The organism is Xanthomonas arboricola (assembly GCF_003353015.1).
In the GTDB taxonomy this organism is placed as follows: domain Bacteria; phylum Pseudomonadota; class Gammaproteobacteria; order Xanthomonadales; family Xanthomonadaceae; genus Xanthomonas; species Xanthomonas arboricola_E.
The window spans coordinates 337,943-351,401 of sequence record NZ_QREM01000010.1 but is presented as its reverse complement, the minus strand read 5'-3'; the positions used below and the strand labels follow the sequence as shown (position 1 = coordinate 351,401).

Annotated in this window: 12 protein-coding genes and 2 rRNA genes (1 of these 14 only partly in view); 12 read left to right on the top strand and 2 right to left on the bottom strand. The window is 64.4% G+C overall.

Annotated features, from left to right (window positions below; translation table 11 throughout):
- Nucleotides 1-84 (top strand): 23S ribosomal RNA (locus tag C0541_RS18985) (it extends 2,797 nt beyond the left edge of the window).
- Nucleotides 85-211: 127 nt separating this feature from the next.
- Nucleotides 212-326, top strand: a 5S ribosomal RNA gene (gene rrf / locus C0541_RS18980).
- A 1,036-nt stretch (nt 327-1,362) separates the two neighbouring features.
- On the opposite strand, the gene putA is transcribed toward rrf, so the two are convergent.
- Nucleotides 1,363-4,563 carry a bifunctional proline dehydrogenase/L-glutamate gamma-semialdehyde dehydrogenase PutA gene (putA, locus tag C0541_RS18975; RefSeq protein WP_115050955.1) on the bottom strand — a complete coding sequence of 1,067 codons (3,201 nt, stop codon included), beginning with the start codon at nt 4,561-4,563 and terminating at the stop codon, nt 1,363-1,365.
- Nucleotides 4,564-4,852: 289 nt separating this feature from the next.
- Between putA and C0541_RS18970 the strand changes: the two genes are divergently transcribed.
- The 6 genes from C0541_RS18970 to C0541_RS18945 are packed head-to-tail and all read left to right on the top strand — an operon-like array spanning nt 4,853 to nt 9,593.
- Nucleotides 4,853-5,329 (top strand): DUF2244 domain-containing protein, encoded by a 477-nt coding sequence (locus C0541_RS18970; RefSeq protein ID WP_115050954.1) that lies wholly within the window; start codon nt 4,853-4,855, stop codon nt 5,327-5,329.
- Nucleotides 5,330-5,345: 16 nt separating this feature from the next.
- The gene (gene coxB / locus C0541_RS18965) at nt 5,346-6,290 is read left to right on the top strand and encodes a cytochrome c oxidase subunit II (protein ID WP_115050953.1); all 945 of its coding nucleotides are present in this window, start codon (nt 5,346-5,348) and stop codon (nt 6,288-6,290) included.
- Nucleotides 6,291-6,329: 39 nt separating this feature from the next.
- Nucleotides 6,330-7,934 carry a cytochrome c oxidase subunit I gene (ctaD, locus tag C0541_RS18960; protein WP_115050952.1) on the top strand — a complete coding sequence of 535 codons (1,605 nt, stop codon included), beginning with the start codon at nt 6,330-6,332 and terminating at the stop codon, nt 7,932-7,934.
- The gene (locus tag C0541_RS21120) at nt 7,915-8,085 is read left to right on the top strand and encodes a hypothetical protein (protein ID WP_115050951.1); all 171 of its coding nucleotides are present in this window, start codon (nt 7,915-7,917) and stop codon (nt 8,083-8,085) included. The genes ctaD and C0541_RS21120 overlap by 20 nt, the downstream gene beginning before the upstream one ends.
- Nucleotides 8,082-8,678, top strand: coding sequence for a cytochrome c oxidase assembly protein (locus C0541_RS18950; RefSeq protein ID WP_115050950.1), 597 nt, complete (start codon nt 8,082-8,084; stop codon nt 8,676-8,678). Before C0541_RS21120 ends, C0541_RS18950 begins: the two co-directional genes overlap by 4 nt.
- Before the next feature lie 39 nt (nt 8,679-8,717).
- Nucleotides 8,718-9,593 carry a cytochrome c oxidase subunit 3 gene (locus C0541_RS18945; RefSeq protein ID WP_115050949.1) on the top strand — a complete coding sequence of 292 codons (876 nt, stop codon included), beginning with the start codon at nt 8,718-8,720 and terminating at the stop codon, nt 9,591-9,593.
- A gap of 98 nt (nt 9,594-9,691) precedes the next feature.
- Here C0541_RS18945 and C0541_RS18940 read toward each other — a convergent pair whose 3' ends face one another.
- Complete coding sequence (locus C0541_RS18940; RefSeq protein ID WP_115050948.1) at nt 9,692-9,910, bottom strand: twin transmembrane helix small protein; 219 nt, start codon at nt 9,908-9,910, stop codon at nt 9,692-9,694.
- A 60-nt stretch (nt 9,911-9,970) separates the two neighbouring features.
- Here C0541_RS18940 and C0541_RS18935 point away from each other — a divergent pair, with 60 nt between their 5' ends.
- The 4 genes from C0541_RS18935 to cyoE are packed head-to-tail and all read left to right on the top strand — an operon-like array spanning nt 9,971 to nt 13,372.
- On the top strand, nt 9,971-10,696 hold the full coding sequence (locus tag C0541_RS18935) for an SURF1 family protein (protein WP_115050947.1): 726 nt from the start codon (nt 9,971-9,973) through the stop codon (nt 10,694-10,696).
- Between the two features lie 27 nt (nt 10,697-10,723).
- Nucleotides 10,724-11,299, top strand: a complete 576-nt coding sequence (locus C0541_RS18930) for a hypothetical protein (RefSeq protein ID WP_115050946.1) — start codon at nt 10,724-10,726, stop codon at nt 11,297-11,299.
- 10 nt (nt 11,300-11,309) lie between these two features.
- Nucleotides 11,310-12,473, top strand: a complete 1,164-nt coding sequence (locus C0541_RS18925; protein WP_115050945.1) for a COX15/CtaA family protein — start codon at nt 11,310-11,312, stop codon at nt 12,471-12,473.
- A gap of 2 nt (nt 12,474-12,475) precedes the next feature.
- On the top strand, nt 12,476-13,372 hold the full coding sequence (gene cyoE, locus C0541_RS18920) for a heme o synthase (RefSeq protein ID WP_115050944.1): 897 nt from the start codon (nt 12,476-12,478) through the stop codon (nt 13,370-13,372).
- Nucleotides 13,373-13,459 lie beyond the last annotated feature (87 nt).

Sequence of the window (13,459 nt, the reverse complement as noted above, 5' to 3'; positions counted from 1 at the left end):
AGACTATGTGGTTGATAGGTCAGGTGTGTAAGTACAGCAATGTATTGAGCTAACTGATACTAATGATCCGTGCGGCTTGACCATATAACCTCAAGTTGCCTTGGTCCCAACGAACGTTGGTAGATCATCAAACGCAAGCTACGTCACAAGTTAACTATGCGAGACTGGGCGCCTTAATCCGTTTCTTGGATGGCGACGCTCCAACCGTCTCCCTGGTGAAATTAGCGCTGTGGAACCACCCGATCCCATCCCGAACTCGGAAGTGAAACGCAGCTGCGCCGATGGTAGTGTGGCTCAAGCCATGCGAGAGTAGGTCATCGCCAGGGGCTTTACCCGAAACCCTCAGTCCAACAGGACTGGGGGTTTCTTTTTGCCTGAAATCCACGCGNTCAAGCCATGCGAGAGTAGGTCATCGCCAGGGGCTTTACCCGAAACCCTCAGTCCAACAGGACTGGGGGTTTCTTTTTGCCTGAAATCCACGCGTAAACGTCGCTAATGCCACAAACGCCACAAACGCCACAAACGCCACAAACGCCACAAACGCCACAGACGCCACAGACGCCACAGACGCCACAAACGCCACAAACGCCGCGCAAGGACGCACGCTCACCACCGGATCCGCAGGCTCAACGCTCAGCCCTAGCGCGGCCGATGCCAGGGCGCGCGCCTGGCGCTTGTGTCGCAGCAGGGCGCGATAGCAAAGCCGAAGGGTCTGAATGTCACCGCAGAACCCGGGCCGTCAAGGCGCACGCGGNGCCTGGCGCTTGTGTCGCAGCAGGGCGCGATAGCAAAGCCGAAGGGTCTGAATGTCACCGCAGAACCCGGGCCGTCAAGGCGCACGCGGAGCATGGCACCGATGCCAGGACCCCCGCGTCGCTGGGGGGGGCCGACTTCTTTGCTACATGGGCATCCTCCTTGCGCTGATGATTGCAAGACATCTGTTTATCGATTGGCTTGCATGTGGTCAGAGAACCGACCAGTTAGGGCGTCTGTAGTAGAAGTACCTGTGATGGTGCTGGCGTCCTGCTTATAGATCGGCACGAGGAGTTCGGGTCGCCGGCTAGTGTTGGAAGATGGACCTTGGTTGCACTCCAATGCAGGTGCCAGCCCCCCCCTGCGACCATCAGGGGCTCCTGCGGCTATCAGTTCCTACGGCTCGTCAAGATCGAAGTGAACCCGGTGCCTGGCCTATTCTTCGCCATGCTGCTCACCGAGACTGCGTTCGATACGCACGTGCTTGGCCACATCACTTATCGCCGTCGCACGAGGCATTAGCAGGGCACAAGCCAACAAAAAACCCCGCCTGAGCGGGGTTTTGTTGGTCCAATCGACCGCACTATGACGTCTGCATCGAGGCGAGGATCAGTCGCCCAATGTCAGGAGCGATGCGTTGCCGCCTGCGGCGGTCGTGTTGACGGTGACGACCTTTTCGGTGGCGAAGCGCAGCAGGTAATGCGGACCACCGGCTTTCGGGCCGGTGCCCGACAGGCCCTGGCCGCCGAAGGGTTGTACGCCGACCACCGCGCCGATCTGGTTACGGTTGACGTAGACATTGCCGACCGCAACGCGTGCGGTGATGCGATCGATGGTCTCGTCGATGCGCGAATGCACGCCCAGGGTCAGTCCGTAACCGGTGGCGTTGATCTGGTCGATGACGGCATCGAGCTGGTCTGCCTTCCAGCGAATGACGTGCAGCACAGGTCCGAAGATCTCGCGCTGCAGCTGCGCGAGCGATGCAAGCTCGTACGCGCGCGGGGCGAAAAAGCTGCCATTGGCAGTGGCTGGATCCAGGGCCGTGGAGCCGATCAGGCGCGCTTCGCGATCCATGCGCGCTGCATGATCTTCGAGAATCTTGAGCGCATCTGCATCGATGACGGGGCCAACGTCGGTGGACAGCAGCGCAGGATCGCCGATCTTCAGCTCCGCCATGGCGCCGGCGAGCATGGTCGTGACCTTGTCGGCGATGTCGTCCTGCACGAACAGCACGCGGGCCGCCGAGCAGCGTTGGCCGGCGGACATGAAGGCGCTGGAGATGGCGTCCTTGACGACGGCTTCCGGCAACGAGGACGAGTCGGCGATGAAGGCGTTCTGGCCACCGGTTTCGGCAATCAGCACACCGATCGCGGCGTCGCGCGCAGCCAGGGTGCGGTTGATGAGCCGTGCGGTTTCCGTAGAGCCGGTGAAGGCAACGCCCGCCACGCGCGGGTCATTGGTCAGCGCCGCACCGACGGTGGCGCCATCGCCCGGTAGCAACTGCACCACCGCTTCGGGGACACCCGCTTCATGCAACAGCTTCACTGCGGCGTAGCCGATCAGGTTGGTCTGCTCTGCAGGTTTGGCGATGACGCTGTTGCCGGCAGCCAATGCGGCAGCGACCTGCCCGAGGAAAATGGCGAGCGGGAAGTTCCATGGACTGATGCAGACGAAGACACCGCGGCCATGCAGCTGCAGTTCGTTGGATTCGCCGGTCGGCCCGGGCAGGCGTTCGGGCGCACCGAACTGGGCGCGTGCCTGGGCTGCGTAGTAACGCAGGAAGTCGACCGCCTCGCGCACCTCGGCGACGGCATCGGGTAGGGTCTTGCCGGCTTCCTTGACGCAAATGGCCATGAACTCGGGCATGCGCGCTTCGAGCAGGTCGGCGGCATGCTCCAGGATGGTGGCGCGGCTGGCGGCAGGCGTACGGTTCCAGGCCGGCTGCGCGGCAGCGGCGGTCGCCAGCGACGTCTGCACGGTGTCCGGATCGGCCGGCTGCCACTGCCCGACCGTCTCGCGGCGATCTGCCGGGTTGAGTACCGCGTGGCTGGGCGTGCTGATCACCGCGCCAGGCACCAGCGGACCGGCCTTCCACGGCTTGATGGCGGCATTGAGGTGCTCGGCCAGCTGCCGCAGATCGTTGTCGTTGGCGAGATTGGCGCCCATGGAGTTTTTCCTGTGTTGGTTCTGGCTGCGCAGCAGATCGGTTGGCAGCGCAATCTTGGGATGCGGAATGGAGCCGAACGAGGACACCGCTTCGACCGGATCGCGGATCAGGTCTTCGATGGCGACGTCCTCGTCGGTGATGCGATTGACGAAGCTGGAATTGGCGCCGTTTTCGAGCAGGCGTCGCACCAGGTACGGCAGCAGATCCTCGTGCGAGCCGACCGGTGCGTACACGCGGCAAGGCAGCCCCAGGCGATCGGCCGGAATCACTTCGGCATACAGGTCATCGCCCATGCCATGCAGTTTCTGGTGTTCGTACACCTTGCCGCCGGAGATCGCGCGGACCGCGGCAATGGTCTGCGCGTTGTGGGTGGCAAACATCGGATACAGCGCATCGCTGTGCGCGAACATGCGGCGCGCGCAGGCCAGATACGACACGTCGGTATTCTGCTTGCGGGTGAATACCGGATAGCCGGGGTGACCTTCGATCTGGGCGCGCTTGATCTCCGCGTCCCAGTACGCACCCTTGACCAGACGCACCGGAATGCGACGGCCGACGCGGCGTGCCAGGTCGGCCAGGAAATCAATCGTGTACGGCGTGCGCTTCTGATACGCCTGCACCGCCAGGCCATAGCCTTCCCATCCATCCAGCGACGGGTCGGAGAAGGTGGCCTCGATGATGTCCAGCGACAGTTCCAGACGGTCGGCTTCTTCGGCATCGACGGTGTAGCCGATGCCGTAGGACTTGGCCAGTTGCGCCAGCTCGAGCACCCCCGGCACCAGCTCGGCCATCACGCGCGCACGCTTGGCATGTTCGTAGCGCGGATACAGCGCGGACAACTTGATCGAGATGCTGGGTGCTGCAAAGACATCGGTGCCGACGAAACTGCCGCTGCGGCCGATCGCGTGGATGGCATCGCGATACGCCTGCAGATAACGCTGCGCATCCTTCATGGTCAATGCGCCTTCGCCGAGCATGTCGAACGAATAGCGGTACTCGGCGTTGTCGCCCTTGCGCGAACGCGACAGGGCTTCACCGATGGTGCGGCCCATGACGAACTGGTGGCCCATGATCTTCATCGCCTGGCGCACGGCCAGGCGAATCACCGGCTCGCCGACGCGGCCGATCAGGCGCTTGAACGCGCCCGGCACATCCGCGCGGGTGAGGTCGTTGAGTTGCACCAGCTTGCCGGTGAGCATCAGGCCCCAGGTCGAGGCGTTGACCAGCACAGAGTCGCTGCCGCCGACGTGCTTCTTCCAGTCCGCATCGCCGAGCTTGTCGCGGATCAGCTTGTCTGCGGTGTCCTGGTCGGGAATGCGCAACAGCGCCTCGGCCACGCACATCAGCAGCACGCCCTCTTCGCTGCCCAGGTCGTATTGGCGCATGAAGGCCTCGATCGCGCCCTGGTCCTGCGCACGTGCGCGGACGCGGGTGACCAGGTCGGCGGCGACCGCCTGCACCTTGGCCTGTTCGGCGGCGGGCAGGCGCGCCTGGTCGAGCAACTCGCGCACGTGCTCGGTTTCGTCCTTGAGCCATGCGGCCGTGATCGCCGCACGCAATGCGCCGGGTGCGGCAGGCAGCTCGGGCGCCAACAGCGGGCGTGCGACTGAGGGAGGGGCAAGTGGGTCGAGCTGAGCGTTCATGCGGAGGGCGCCTGGGAATCCGTGCCCATTCTAGAGAGCCGCAGCCCCCGCGCACTTGTGTGGAAGCGGCAACTTTTCCGCCGTTTTGTGCACGCGGCCAGGGTGAGCCCGGACGGACGCGATCGTTGCCGGCCACAGGCGGGAGCATCGGCGCATGCATCGGGAAGTGATTGATTTACGCGTATTTTTAGCTGCACTGCAGCAATTCGATGATTGCCGGAAACGCTTGCCGCATGCGTTCGCGCGGGTCTACCATCGGGCTGTTCCCGCAGTGCGCTGCGTGTTGCCAATGATCGAAGTACTGCCGTTGATGTCCGAAGGGGTCGGGACGCAGGTACGGTTGCGGCCTCCGCGGGCATTGTCGGCCAGGCAGTTCGTGCAGCTGTTCGCAGTACTGGCAGGAACGATGTGGGTAGTTGCGGGCCTGGGGTGGTGGACCGGCAATGCATTCGCGCCGGTGTTCGCCCTGTTGCACAGTGGTGTGGTGGCGCTGGCGCTGCGGCAGTTGTGGCGAAGTGGCGAGCGCGAAGAAGCGATCCGGGTGGGAGACACTGCCGTCGAGGTGTTTGCGTCCGGGCATGCGCCACCAGCGTTCCAGGCACATCCGCATTGGGTGCGGTTATGCATGGAACGCGACGACAGGGTGGTGCTGGTCAGCAGCGGCAAGCAGATCGAGATTGGAAGTTTTCTCGGGCCGGCCGAACGTGTGGAACTGGCAACGACGTTGAAATGCTTGCTCGCGGCCGCCAATGGCCGTCACCGATGACGTAAGGGTCTAGGCAATGACGCAACGCAGCAGCTGGAAGGCAACGTATTCGAAGTGGGCTTTGGCGATGGTGGCGCTGCTCGGCGCTTCAGTTGCCTGGGCGCAATCGGCCGATCCGAAGGAATGGCAGCTCAACATGGGCCGCGGGGTCACCCAGACCGCGCGCATGGCCTACGAGGCGCACATGGTGGCGCTGTGGGTCTGCGTGGTGATCGGCGCGCTGGTGTTCGGTGCGATGGGCTATGCGATCTTCAAGTTCCGCAAGTCCAAGGGCGCGGTGGCTGCGCAATTCAGCCACAACACCACGGCCGAGGTGTTGTGGACGGTGATCCCGGTGCTGGTGCTGATCGCGATGGCCTGGCCGGCGACGGCCAAGCTGATTGCGATGTACGACACCCGCGAGTCGGAAATGACCGTCAAGGTCACCGGCTACCAGTGGATGTGGAAATACGAGTATCTGGGCCAGGGCGTGGAGTTTACCAGCCGGCTGGCGCGCGAGTCCGACCGTATCCGCCAGAGTGGCGAGCGTCCGACCGCGGCCTCGCAACCGCATTACCTGCTGGATGTGGACAACCGCCTGGTGCTGCCGGTCGGGACCAAGATCCGTTTCGTGATCACCGCCGATGACGTGATCCATGCTTGGTGGGTGCCGGCCCTTGGCTGGAAGCAGGACGCCATCCCCGGCATCGTCAACGAGGCATGGACCAACATCGAGCAGCCCGGCGTGTATCGCGGGCAGTGCGCCGAGTTGTGCGGCAAGGACCATGGCTTCATGCCGATCGTGGTGGAGGCGCTGCCCAAGGCCGAGTTCCAGCGCTGGCTGGCGGCGCGTCGCAGCGCCAATGCGCCGCCTGCTGCACCGGCGGGCGCCCCCGCACCGGCGCCGGCGTCCACACCTGCAGCGCCGCCTGCCGGCGAGGCTGCGCCTGCTCCGGCCGCCGCGCCCACTGCCGCTCTTTAATCGCCCGCAACCGCACCGCTTCGTAGAGGTCGTTCCGTCATGGCGCATACCGCAGTCGATCACCACGGACACCACCAGCCCGGTTTCGTCGAGCGCTGGTTCTTCTCGACCAATCACAAGGACATCGGCACGCTGTACCTGCTGTTTTCCTTCGTGATGTTCATCATCGGTGCGGCGATGAGCGTGGTGATCCGCGCCGAACTGATGCAGCCCGGGCTGCAGTTCGTCAAACCCGAATTCTTCAACCAGATGACCACCGTGCATGCACTGGTGATGATCTTCGGTGGGGTGATGCCGGCCTTCGTCGGTCTGGCCAACTGGATGATTCCGCTGCAGATCGGCGCGCCGGACATGGCGTTGCCGCGCATGAACAACTGGTCGTTCTGGTTGCTGCCGGTGGCCTTTACCCTGCTGCTGCTGACGTTGTTCCTGCCCGGCGGTGCGCCGGCCGGTGGCTGGACGCTGTATCCGCCGCTGTCGCTGCAGGGCGGCTACAACGTGGCCTTCAGCGTGTTTGCAATTCACGTGGCCGGCGTCAGTTCGATCATGGGGGCGATCAACATCATCGCCACCGTGCTCAACATGCGCGCGCCCGGCATCGATTTGTTGAAGATGCCGATCTTCTGCTGGGCCTGGCTGATCACCGCCTTCCTGCTGATTGCGGTGATGCCGGTGCTGGCCGGTGCAGTGACCATGCTGCTGACCGACAAGTTCTTCGGCACCAGCTTCTTCAACGCGGCCGGCGGCGGCGACCCGGTGATGTACCAGCACATCTTCTGGTTCTTCGGGCATCCGGAGGTCTACATCATGATCCTGCCGGCGTTTGGCGTGGTCAGCGAGATCATTCCGACCTTCAGCCGCAAGCCGCTGTTCGGCTATCAGGCGATGGTCTATGCGATCGCGGCAATCGCGTTCCTGAGTTTCATCGTGTGGGCGCACCACATGTTTACCGTGGGCATGCCGCTCGGTGGCGAAATCTACTTCATGTTCGCCACGATGCTGATCTCCATTCCGACCGGGGTGAAGGTGTTCAACTGGGTCAGCACGATGTGGAAGGGATCGCTGACATTCGAATCGCCGATGCTGTGGGCAGTGGCATTCGTGATCCTTTTCAGCATCGGTGGATTTTCCGGCCTGATGCTGGCGATCGTGCCGGCGGATTTCCAGTACCACGACACGTATTTTGTGGTCGCGCATTTCCACTACGTGCTGGTCACCGGAGCGGTGTTCGCGTTGATTGCGGCGGTGTACTACTGGTGGCCGAAATGGACCGGGCGGATGTACAACGAAACCTGGGCCAAGTTCCATTTCTGGTGGACGATGGTGTTCGTCAACCTGCTGTTCTTCCCGCAGCATTTCCTTGGCCTGGCCGGCATGCCGCGGCGCATTCCCGATTACAACGTGGTATTTGCCGACTGGAACCTGATCAGCTCGATCGGCGCGTTCGGCATGTTCGCCACGCCGTTCCTGATGGCCGGCATCCTGCTCGCCTCGCTGCGCGGCGGGGCCAAGGCCGACGCACGTGCCTGGGAAGGCGCCAGGGGACTGGAGTGGACGGTGCCCTCGCCCGCACCGGCGCATACCTTCACCGTGCCGCCGGTGATCAAGCCTGGAGATCTCGCGCATGAAGACATCGGTCACTGAGCCGGCGCCGGCAGCAGTGGCACGGCTGCTCTCGGCTGCCGAACGGCAGGCGCAACAGCGTCGCGCGGTGCGCCGCACGGCAATCACCGTCGGCATCATCGCGTTGCTGATCTACGCAGGTTTCATCGCCTCGGGAGTCATCGGACGATGAATGCGCGGGCGCCTGCACCTGCACCGACGGCTGGCTTGTTCAAGCTGCTGGGCGTGGTGCTGGGCGTGTTCGTGCTGACCTTTTCGCTGGTGCCGCTGTATCGCATCGCGTGCGAAAAAGTGTTCGGCATCCGCATGGAACGCGCACCGGGCAGCACGCGTGGCAATGCGGCGGCGATTGCAGGGCCTGGCAAGCGCACGGTGCGGGTGGAGTTCGATGCCGGGGTCAATTCCAAGCTGCCGTGGACCTTCCATCCCGAACAGATGACGATGGACGTGGTGCCGGGCGAACTCAACGAGGCGCTGTATTTTGCGCGCAACGACAGTGCGCGAGCGGTTGTCGGCAGTGCGGTGCCATCGGTCGCACCGGCGCGCGCGTCCGGATACTTCAACAAGACCGAATGCTTCTGTTTTACTGCGCAGACCCTGCAGGCCGGCGAAACGCGCGACATGCCGCTGCGTTTCATCGTCGACCCGGCGCTGCCGCCGGAAGTCACCACGATCACCCTGTCCTATACGTTCTATCGCAACGACATCCTGACCTCGGAGCTGCAGGGCGGTGGCGCATCCAGCGCACCGCGCGCGGCGCCTTGATCCTTCCTCCACACGCAGCACCGACACGGAAGCAACGCCATGGCCGACCAGAGTACTAACGCCGATGCGTATTTCGTCCCGAGCCAGAGCAAGTGGCCCTTTGTCGGGTCGATTGCGATGTTCGTGATGATGATCGGCGTGGCCAGCTGGCTCAACGATGCCGCGTGGGGGCGCTGGACGTTTTTCGTCGGCATGGCGATGCTGCTGGCGACCTTGTTCATGTGGTTTGGCGATGTCATCCGCGAATCCAACGCCGGGCACTACAACCGCCAGGTGGACGGCTCGTTCCGCATGGGGATGGTGTGGTTCATCTTTTCCGAGGTGATGTTCTTCGGTGCCTTCTTCGGTGCGCTGTTCTACACGCGCGTGCTGACGCTGCCTTGGCTGGGCGGCGAGGGCGACGGCGTGATGACCAACGAATTGTTGTGGAACGGCTACTCCGCTGCATGGCCGACCAATGGCCCCGGCACGATCGGCGGGCAATTCCAGACCATTCCGGCCTGGGGCCTGCCGCTGATCAATACGCTGATCCTGCTTAGCTCCGGCGTGACCTTGACCATCGCCCACCACGCGCTCAAGGGCGGTCGGCGCGGCGCGCTATTGCTGTGGCTGGGGCTGACCGTGCTGCTGGGCTGCGTGTTCCTGTTCCTGCAGGCGGAGGAATACATCCACGCCTACACCGAGCTCAATCTGACGCTGGGATCCGGCATCTACGGCTCGACCTTCTTCATGCTCACCGGCTTCCACGGCATGCACGTACTGCTGGGCACGATCATGCTGGCAGTGATGTGGCTGCGGGTGGCCAAGGGCCACTTCAGCCGCGACAACCACTTCGCCTTCGAAGCGGCTGCGTGGTACTGGCACTTCGTCGACGTGGTGTGGCTGGCGCTGTTCCTGTTTGTGTATGTACTTTGAGGGCGGGGATTGGGGAGTCGGGATTGGGGATTCGCCAGAGCGATCCGCGTTTGCTGTTACCAATCCCCAATGCCGACTCCCCAATCCCATTGGCCGCGTCAGCGGCCGAGCCCATGCGGCTTGATCCAGCCGGTATAGATGCCCAGGATCACCACGGCGATCAGTGCGACCGATAGACCGATGCGCCAGGTCAGTGCGTTGACGGTGCGCCTGGTTTCGCCTCGGTCGGTGAGCAGGTAGTACAGGCCCGCACCCAGGTTCCACAGGATCACGATCAGGAAGGCGACAATCAGCAGCGTCTTGAGCGAATCGTTCACAACAGCCCCGGTGGTCGTCGGCGTGGTAACGGCATTGCACGCCTTTTTGCGTCGCTTGTCATGATGCGCAAGCACACGGCGGTGCTGGGATGGTGCCTGGCCGTGCTGGTCAGCGCGGGTTTTGCCGCGCTGGGGCAGTGGCAGTTGCAACGCATGCACAGCAAACAGGCGTTGCTGGAACGTGCGGCGCAGGTGCGTCAGACGCCGTTGACGCTGGTGCAAGCATTAGCCACGCCACGCGACCTGGCCTGGGTCGGCGGGCGCGTACGGTTTCTGCCCCAGCAGGTGCTGCTGGACAACCAGCTGCATGCCGGACGTGCCGGCGTGCGCGTCTATCAACTTGCCGCGCCGCAAGGCAGTCCGGTCACGCTGCTGGTTGATCTGGGTTGGTTGCCGTTGCCGGCTAACCGGCAGTTGCCGACTATCGTGCCACTGCAGGGGAGCCAGGCAGTGCAGGGGTTGCTGAGTGCGCCACCCTCGGCCGGACTTGCCATGGGGCCGGCGTTGGCCGCTGCCAATGCGCCGCAGACCTGGCTGGCCACGCGTCTGGAAACCAGCGCGTTGCGCAGCGCGTTGGGCAGGCGCGACATTTCGTCGCAGGTCCTGCGCCTGGATCCGGCCCTGCCGGTCGGTTATGCACGCGACCTGGAGATGCTGCCGAATACGCTGCCACCCGCGCGGCACTTGGGTTATGCGGTGCAATGGTTCGGTCTGGCCGCAGCCGTGCTGGTCACCGCGACGCTGCTGAGCTGGCGTGCGCGTCGCCGCCGTCGACGCGGGCACTGACGCCTGCGGCATGAGAAAATCGCCGGCATGACCTCCTCCCCATCGGCCACGCCGCATTCGGTCAAACGCGGCCGCAGGATGCTGATTGCCCTGGCGGTGCTGTTCTTCGGCTCGATGTTGCTGGCCGGCGTGCTGCGCTTTTCCGGGTGGCAGCCGGCATCGATGCGCAATCACGGCGAACTGCTCAAGCCGCCTGCGGACCTGCGCGGGTTGGTGCCGCTGCGCGCGGACGGACAGCCGTATGCGTGGGCGCCGGCCGAACGGGTGTGGCGGATCGCGCTCGCACCGCCGGCCAGCTGCACGCAGCAGTGCGTGACCTTGGCGGCCGAACTGGACAAGGTATGGCAGCTGCTCGGGCATCGCGCCGACAAGGTGGAGGTGGTGTGGATCGGCACCCCGCCGGCCGGGTTGCCGCCGATGCCGGCCCTGCGTGTGCTGCGCGACGATGTGCGGCTGCGGCAGGGCTTGCCGCGTGCCGACGATGCCGCCGGCGTGCCGGTGTATGTGATCGACCCCAACGGCTTCGTGATCCTGCGCTATGCCCCGGGCTTCGACCCGGCCGGCCTGCGTGCCGATCTGGTCAAGCTGCTGAAACTGATGTGAGCCCGTTTCGATGAACCTGTTTGCGCCACCGGCATTGTTCCGCCACTTCCATCGCATGGCCTGGCTGGCTGCGCTGTTCACTGCGAGCACGATCCTGTTCGGGTCGTTCGTGCGGCTGTCCGATGCCGGCATGAGCTGCCCGGACTGGCCGACCTGCTATGGCCGCGTCACCTGGCCGCAGACCAGCGACGAAGCCAATACGCATGTGGCCAGCAAGATCCGGCCGCTGGAATCGCACAAGGCCTGGCGTGAGCAGGTGCACCGGTTCCTGGCTGGCGCGCTCGGAGTGGAGGTGCTGGTGCTGTCGTTGCTGGCGGTGCGCCGCCGCCGCATGGGCATTGCCCAGGTGGTTTCTGCCGCGCTGCTGGTGGCGTTGTCGATTCCGCTGTACATGTCCGGCTGGCACACGCTGGCGTTTGGCGTGGCGATTGCAGGCGAGGCGATCCTGCTGCTGGCGGCGCTGCGCTGGAGCAATATCGACCTGGCGCGTGCGGCGGTGCTGACGCTGGCGGTGGTGATCTTCCAGGCACTGCTGGGCATGTGGACGGTGACGTTGCTGCTCAAGCCCATCGTGGTGATGGGCCATCTGCTCGGCGGCATGCTGATGTTCTCGCTGCTGGTGTGGATGGCCTGGCGCGCAACCCACCTGCCGATCACGCTGGCCGATGCCTCGCGGCTCAGGTGGCTGTTGCGCGCAGGCGTGGCGGTGCTGGGCCTGCAGATCGCGCTGGGCGGCTGGGTCAGTGCCAATTACGCGGCGCTGGCCTGTGGCGGCGGCAGTTGGTCGGCCGACAATTTCCCGCGCTGCGTCAGCCAGTGGTGGCCGCCGCACGACTTCCGCGAAGGCTTCACACTGTGGCGCGGGATCGGGGTGGATTACGAAGGCGGCGTGCTCGACGGCGCAGCGCGGATCGCCATCCAGATGGCGCACCGGTTGTGGGCGATTGCGACGGCGCTGTATCTGTGGTGGCTGGCCTGGCGGCTGTCGCGCTCGCCGGGCATGCGGGTGTGGGCCGGTGCGCTGGCGGTGCTGGTGGCGGTGCAGGTGACGCTGGGCATGCTCAACGTCAAGCTGGCCCTGCCGCTGGAAGTGTCGGTGCTGCATAACGGCGGCGCGGTCGCCCTCTTGTTCGTGCTGGTCTCGTTGTTGGCGCGGCTGCGCGCGCCGGAGTGAGCATGGCCGCCAGCGCACGCGATTACTGGGATCTGACCAAACCCAAGGTGGTGGCACTGATCGTGTTCACCGCGTTGGTGGGCATGTTCCTGGCCATCCCCGAGGTGCCGACGTGGGTGCAGGTGCGCACCGGTGCGTTGGGTTTTCTGGGCATCTGGCTGGCGGCGTCGGCGGCGGCGGCAATCAATCAATTGCTCGATGCCAAGATCGACGCGCAGATGGCACGCACCTCATGGCGGCCGCTGGTGGTGGGCAAGGTGCGGCCGTGGCAGGTGCTGGTGTTTGCCGGCGCGCTGATCGTGATCTCCATGACCATCCTGGTGGTCTGGGTGAATGTGATCACCGCGGTGCTGACGTTTGCCTCGCTGATCGGCTACGCGGTGATCTACACCGTGTACCTGAAGCGGGCGACCTCGCAGAACATCGTGATCGGCGGGCTGGCCGGCGCCACGCCGCCGATGCTGGGCTGGGCCGCAGTGACCGGCTTGCCGACCAGCGCCGACTGGATCAACGCCTCGCTGCTGGTGCTGATCATCTTCATCTGGACGCCGCCGCATTTCTGGGCGCTGGCGATCTTCCGCCGTGCCGATTACGCCAAGGCGGCGATCCCGATGCTGCCGGTCACCCACGGCGTGCCGCATACGCGCAAGCAGATCCTGGTGTACACGGTGCTGCTGGCGATCGTGACCCTGCTGCCGGTGGCGGTGGGCATGAGCGGGTTGTTCTACCTCGGCGGCGCGGTGGTGCTCAACGTGGTGTTCCTCTGGTACGCCTGGCGCATGCTCGACCCGCCGGACGAGCTGTTTTCGATGAAGATGTTCGGGTACTCCATCGTGTATCTGATGGCGCTGTTCGCGTTCCTGATGGTGGATCACCTGCTGCTGCCGTGGGTGCGCTAGCGGCAGCGCGGTGAAAGCCCGCCGCCGCCAACAGCCATCGGTAACCCTGCGGGGGTGTTGTGGGATGGAGATGGACGGTGGTTGGAA

Bases quoted from the DNA above. Each gene is read 5' to 3' on its own strand.
- C0541_RS18945 (WP_115050949.1), top strand. From the start codon at position 8,718: ATGGCCGACCAGAGTACTAACGCCGATGCGTATTTCGTCCCGAGCCAG.
- putA (WP_115050955.1), bottom strand. From the start codon at position 4,563: ATGAACGCTCAGCTCGACCCACTTGCCCCTCCCTCAGTCGCACGCCCG.
- C0541_RS21120 (WP_115050951.1), top strand. From the start codon at position 7,915: ATGAAGACATCGGTCACTGAGCCGGCGCCGGCAGCAGTGGCACGGCTG.
- coxB (WP_115050953.1), top strand. From the start codon at position 5,346: ATGACGCAACGCAGCAGCTGGAAGGCAACGTATTCGAAGTGGGCTTTG.
- C0541_RS18950 (WP_115050950.1), top strand. From the start codon at position 8,082: ATGAATGCGCGGGCGCCTGCACCTGCACCGACGGCTGGCTTGTTCAAG.
- cyoE (WP_115050944.1), top strand. From the start codon at position 12,476: ATGGCCGCCAGCGCACGCGATTACTGGGATCTGACCAAACCCAAGGTG.
- C0541_RS18930 (WP_115050946.1), top strand. From the start codon at position 10,724: ATGACCTCCTCCCCATCGGCCACGCCGCATTCGGTCAAACGCGGCCGC.
- C0541_RS18935 (WP_115050947.1), top strand. From the start codon at position 9,971: ATGATGCGCAAGCACACGGCGGTGCTGGGATGGTGCCTGGCCGTGCTG.
- ctaD (WP_115050952.1), top strand. From the start codon at position 6,330: ATGGCGCATACCGCAGTCGATCACCACGGACACCACCAGCCCGGTTTC.
- C0541_RS18970 (WP_115050954.1), top strand. From the start codon at position 4,853: ATGATCGAAGTACTGCCGTTGATGTCCGAAGGGGTCGGGACGCAGGTA.
- C0541_RS18925 (WP_115050945.1), top strand. From the start codon at position 11,310: ATGAACCTGTTTGCGCCACCGGCATTGTTCCGCCACTTCCATCGCATG.